Here is a 5,665-nt window from a genome sequence, read left to right on the forward strand (position 1 = left end):
GCGGCGGGCCCGGCGGTCTGTGCACGGGCCGGCGGCGCGCGCCGCCCAAACGGATCGGCCGCCCCGGCAGACCGACCGCCCCGGCGGTCCGGCGCGCAGGCAGTCCGGCGCGCAGGCAGCCCCGTGTCACGTTCGCCCGCCGGCGGCTGTGACAGCGCTGTTACGCAGTTTTCCGGCCCGTACGGCAACCACCGCGCCGGCGACGCGCTCTATCCCGTCGACAGCCAGCGCACGGAGGAACCGCCATGTTCGACGCCACCCGCTCATACCGCCGCCTTTCCCCGCAGAGCCGTCGGACCGTCGCCCTCGCCGGCACCGCCGCGCTCGCTGCCGCCGCGCTCACCGCCTGTTCCAGCGCGGGCGCGGACGCGAAGTCCGACAAGCCGGCCAACGTCGCCGTCAACCTCAGCGGCACCAAGGTCCCGGCCGGCCAGCAGGTCAAGGTCACGGCCCAGAACGGCGAGCTGACCGATGTGACGGTCGCCGACGCCAAGGGCACCAAGCTGACCGGGAAGCTCGCCAAGGACGGCACCTCCTGGACCTCGGACCGGGTGACGGCGCCGAGCGCCGCGTACACCGTCACCGCGCACTCCAAGGGCACCGGCGGGGCCGAGGCGACGAAGACCGCCACCTTCCGCACGGTCGCCGCGGGCAAGGTCAACAAGTTGGACTGGCGGCCCGGCACGGGCGGCACGGTCGGCGTCGCCCAGCCGATATCGATCGTCTTCGACCATCCCGTACAGAACAAGGCCGCGGTCGAGAAGCAGCTCAAGGTGACGACGTCGAACAACACCGAGGGCTCGTGGGGCTGGATGCAGGACTGGTCGGGCAAGGACCGGGTGGACTGGCGGCCCAAGGAGTACTGGCAGCCGGGCACCAAGGTGAAGCTCGCGGCCCAGCTCGCCGGCGTCGACTCGGGCTCGACCGGTGGCTACTTCGTCCGCGACTACGCGACGGACTTCACCATCGGCCCGCGCCAGGTGGTCAGCGTGGACCTGGACAACCACCAGCTCACCCTCACCCGGGACGGCCAGCAGGTGCGCACCATTCCGGTCTCCGGCGGCACGCCCGGCGGCGACAAGGCGTCCTGGCGCGGCACCACGGTGCTGATGTCCAAGGAGGGCACCATCAACATGAACTCCGAGACGGTGGGCCTCGGCAACTCGTACAACAAGATGGTCGACTACTCGATGCGGCTGAGCTGGTCGGGCACGTACGCGCACGCCGCGCCGTGGAACGCCGGCTACTTCGGCCGGGCCAACCACAGCTCGGGCTGCATCGGGATGAGCGACGCGGACGCCGCCACGCTCTACCGCGAGGTGCGGGTGGGTGACCCGTTCGAGATCAAGGGCCAGGAGACCAAGGGGCTGATCGCGCCCAACAACGGCTTCGGCGAGTGGAACCTGAGCTGGAGCGACTGGCAGGCCAAGAGCGCACTGCGCGGCTGACCCGCGGCGGTCGGGGCCGGTCGGGGCGAGTCCGGGTGGGTCCGGGTGGGGCAGCCGGGGTTCCGGCCGGTGGGGAACCTTCAGTCAACGCCGACCCACACCGACCACACCCCACACCCCACATCCACCACACCGCGCGCCACCCCACCCAACCCACCTCGTCCCACCCCGCACCACCCGTCCCGGTCCGCCCCGCGCGGGCGGGCCCGGGGGGGGGGGGGGGGCCGCCCCGCCGGGGGGCCCCCCCCCGCCCGGGGGGGGGGGCGCCCCCGCGGCCCCCCCCCCCCCCGCCCCCCCCCCCCCCCCGCGCCCCCCCCCCCCCCCCCCCCCCCCCCCCCCCCCCCCCCCCCCCGCCCCCCCGGGGGGGGGGCGGCCGCGGGGGGGGGGGCCGGGGGCGCGCGGCCCCCCCCCGGGCGCCGTCGCGTCGTACGGCCGCCACGTCGCACAACCGCCACGTCGCCCAGCCGTCACGTCGTACGCCGGAACCGGCCGGTCCGTCTGTCCCCTCGGCCCCACGGCCGGGACCGCGCACCGCACTCCGTACCGCACTCCACATCACTCACTGCGTAGCGCCCCCTCCGTCCCCGCACGGCATTTCACGCACAGATCAGGACAGATTCGGACAGAATTTCGATACGTGACGGGCTTGGGCGGCCCGGTGGGCAACCTCGATGATCGCCAGGGCATCTCACTGCATGCCAGGGTGGCCTTCAGGTGGCTACCGAGGAACGACACGGGGCCACTCAGGTGCACAACATCGCCCACAAGGGGATAGCGCGACGGTCGGCGCTGGCCGGCATCGCCGCGGTCACCGCGGCTGCCGCCGCCGGGTGCGCGGGCGGTGGCTCCGGCACGCCACGGCCCGTCCGCACCCCGGTCCGGGCCGTGGACCCGAGTGCGACCGACGCCTACACCCCGGCCGGCCGGCCGCTGCTGCTCCAGGTCATGGCACACCCGGACGACGACCTGTACTTCATGAACCCGGACGCGGAGCAGTTGGTGCGCGCGGGGGTGCCGGTGGTGTCGGTCTACGTCACCGCGGGCGAGGCGATCGGCAAGAACTGGGTGCCCGGCATGGACCGGCCCGTGCTCGACAAGGCCGCCTACTCCGCCGCCCGGCACCAGGGCCTGCGGCAGGCGTACGCCACCATGATCGGCGTCGACACGTTCGCGACCTGGCAGACCTCGGTGATCGACCTGCCCGGCGGGGTGCGGGCCGAGAGCGACGTCCTCGTGCACGGCCGGCACCGAATCCAGTTGGTCTTCCTCAACCTGGCGATGCTCTCGCCGGGGCGGGTGCGGCTGCCCGCGCTGTGGTCCAAGTCCGGCGCGGTCATGCAGACCCTGGTGGCCACCGGGTCGCCGTGCCGGACGGTGAGCCGCTACCACCACGACACCCTGGTCGACGCGCTCGCCGCGATCATGACCGAGTGCCGGCCGACGGTGATCCACACCATGGACCCGGACCCGGAGTTCCAGACCCACGACGCCGACCACCCCAAGGACAACGACTACGGCTCCTGCTCCGACCACCGCGACCACACCCCGACCGCGCTGTTCACCTGGAAGGCGATGTCCCAGTGGGTGGCCGACACCACCCGGCGCGACCACCGCGCACCGCGCTTCACCACCCTCGCCTTCCGCGGCTACTACAACCAGCGCTGGCCGCACAACCTGCCGCCCGGCGTCGTCCAGCGCAAGCTGCGCCTGGTGGACGCCTACGGCGGCGACCCGCGCTGGGAGTGCGGCAACCCGGCCGGCTGCGGTGACTACGGCCAGGGCCAGGGCCGTTCGCTGCGCAGCCGCAAGGGCTGGGTCCGCTCCACCCACCACCGCTACCCGGGCCCCCAGGTCGCGGTGCGCACCGATGCGGCGGGCCGGCTTGAGGCGTACGGCGTGCTCGGTCTCCAGGCCGCGCGCTGGCGCGAGACAGCGCCGGGCAGCGGGCGCTGGGCGGCGCCGCAGAACCTCGGCGGCGGGCCGCTCGCGCCGGCGTTGGCGCAGGTCACCGATGCCGCGGGCCGGGTGGTGCTGTTCGGGCTGCGGTTCACCCACCTGGAAGGGCAGGGCGGCGGCAACGTACGGGAGCTGGTGGCGCTCGAACAGCGCACGCCCGGTGGCGCCTGGCGTCCCTGGCGCCGTCTCGGCACCCCGGAGCAGCGGCCGGTGCGGGGCCGGCGGGTCGGTACGCCGGTGGCCCTGGCCACGCCCGACGGCCGGGTGCACTTGTTCGCCCGGACGGCGGCCAAGGGCCTGGCGACCCGGGTGCGGGCGGCGGACGGGGCCTGGGGGCCGTGGCAGGACCTGGGCGGCAACGGCGTACAGGACGGGCTGTCCGCGGTGGTGGACCGACAGCAGCGGGTGCACGTGTTCGCCGCCGGGCACGACTCCGTGCACCACTGGACGCAGGACGCGCCGGGCGGCCCTGTCTACTTCCAGCCGCTGACCGGGCTGCCGCAACCCAGCCACCCGCCGGGCGTGGCACTGGCCCCGGACGGCACGCTGGCCCTGGTCTACCGGGCGCCGGCCGCGCCGAGCCCGCTCGCGTACCGGCTGGCGACGGCGACCGGTGACGACGGGCCGCGGGCCGCCATCGACGGGCGGGAACTGCACAGCACCGCGCTGCGGCACTTCGACGGGTACGGGCCGATAGCGGCACTGACCGTGGCCGGGCGGCGCGGCACGGACGCCGTGCTGCTGGTCGGGCGGGCCGAGGACGGTCGGATGCAGGTGCAGAAGGGGCTGGCGGCCGGCGCGGTGCCGCACCGGGCACCCATCGGCCTGCTGCCGGTGGGGGCGAGTGCGCTGGTGACGGGTGCGGATCAGCAGGTGTGCGTCGTCGGCATGGGGGCAGGCGCCGCGCCGTGGGTCTGGCAGCCCCATCCGACATCGGACGTATGACATCCGGACCGGCTGCGGCGAGCTGGGCTCCTGGCATGTCAGCATGCCCGGAATGGTCGCCGTCCCCGGCGGCCCGGGCTCCGAGGAGGGGAAGACGATATGCGCGACGCCGACCGAGGCGATGTCGATGGCGGGGTGACCCACCACCAGCGGTCGGCGCCCAGACTCTATGTGCTCGACGCGCTGCGCCTGATCGCCGCCCTGATGGTGGTGCTCTTCCACTACGTGGCGCTGTACGGCGGCTGGGAGAACAACCCGCGGGCCGTCTTCCCCTCCCTGCACGCCTACGCCCGCTACGGCTGGCTGGGCGTCGAGGTCTTCTTCCTCATCAGCGGGTTCGTCATCTGCATGAGCACCTGGGGGCGCTCGCTGGGTGACTTCGTGGTCTCCCGGGTCTCCCGCATCTACCCGGCGTACTGGGTCGCAGTCCTGCTGACGGCGCTGGTGGTCACGGTGTGGCCGCAGGTGCGCCAAGTGGACAGCTGGGACCAGGTGTTCACCAATCTGACCATGCTTCAGCAGGGCCTGGGCGTCTCGGACGTGGACGGCGTGTACTGGACGCTGTTCATCGAGTTGAAGTTCTACGCGTTGTTCGCGGTGGTGGTGGCCACCGGGGTGACGTACCGCAAGTGCGTGATGTTCTGCGGGATCTGGACCGCCGCTGCGGTGATCGCCCCGACGGCCGACAACACCCTGCTCGACATGTGGGCGATGCCGCTCTACTCGCCGTACTTCGTCGCCGGCATCGCCTTCTACCTGATGCACAGGTTCCGGCCCACCGCACTGCTGTGGGGCATCGTGCTGGTGTCGCTGCTCCTCGCCCACCACCACCTCGGCGAGCGCATCGGGGACAACCTGGCCGGCGCCAAGCAACCCGTCGCGCACTGGCCGGCCCATCTGATCGTGACGTTGGCCTTCGCCGTGCTGGCGCTGATCGCGCTGGGTGCGCTTGACCGGGTGCAGTGGCGGTGGCTGGCGACGGCGGGGGCGCTGACGTACCCGCTGTACCTGGTGCACATGTACATCGGCCTGACGATGATCCACTGGCTGCGCGGGCTGCTGCCGGCGCCCTACCTCGTCCTGCTGGTGGTGGGGGTGATGCTGGTGGCCGCCTGGCTGTTGCACCGCTGTGTGGAGCGCCCGCTGGGTTCCTGGCTGCGCGGGGCGCTGCGGCGCGGCATCGACGACATGCGCCGCTACTCGGGGCCGCGGGCCGGTTCGGGCGGCGCAGGTGGCGAAGGCGGCGAAGGCGGTCCGGCCGGTGGTCGTACGGAGCCCGCCGCGGTGGCCGACGCCACCGGGCCCGTGCCCGCAGC

The 5,665-nt window shown here is 73.6% G+C and carries 4 protein-coding genes; 3 read left to right on the forward strand and 1 reads right to left on the reverse strand.

Annotated features, from left to right (window positions below; translation table 11 throughout):
* Positions 1-245: 245 nt before the first annotated feature.
* Positions 246-1,448 carry a L,D-transpeptidase gene (locus tag AAHZ94_RS27445; RefSeq protein ID WP_349996136.1) on the forward strand — a complete coding sequence of 401 codons (1,203 nt, stop codon included), beginning with the start codon at positions 246-248 and terminating at the stop codon, positions 1,446-1,448.
* Between the two features lie 80 nt (positions 1,449-1,528).
* Here AAHZ94_RS27445 and AAHZ94_RS27450 read toward each other — a convergent pair whose 3' ends face one another.
* Positions 1,529-1,903, reverse strand: a complete 375-nt coding sequence (locus AAHZ94_RS27450; RefSeq protein WP_349996137.1) for a hypothetical protein — start codon at positions 1,901-1,903, stop codon at positions 1,529-1,531.
* A 259-nt stretch (positions 1,904-2,162) separates the two neighbouring features.
* Between AAHZ94_RS27450 and AAHZ94_RS27455 the strand changes: the two genes are divergently transcribed.
* Together AAHZ94_RS27455 and AAHZ94_RS27460 are read left to right on the forward strand one after the other, a co-directional pair.
* Positions 2,163-4,349, forward strand: a complete 2,187-nt coding sequence (locus tag AAHZ94_RS27455) for a PIG-L family deacetylase (protein WP_349996138.1) — start codon at positions 2,163-2,165, stop codon at positions 4,347-4,349.
* A gap of 99 nt (positions 4,350-4,448) precedes the next feature.
* Positions 4,449-5,665: acyltransferase family protein (locus AAHZ94_RS27460; protein WP_349996139.1), on the forward strand; the 1,217-nt coding region annotated here is incomplete at its 3' end.

It is taken from the genome of Streptomyces sp. HSW2009, from assembly GCF_040240285.1.
Lineage (GTDB): Bacteria > Actinomycetota > Actinomycetes > Streptomycetales > Streptomycetaceae > Streptomyces.

What these genes read in the sequence shown, in the direction of transcription:
- AAHZ94_RS27445 (WP_349996136.1), top strand. Translation starts at nt 246, where the DNA reads ATGTTCGACGCCACCCGCTCATACCGCCGCCTTTCCCCGCAGAGCCGT.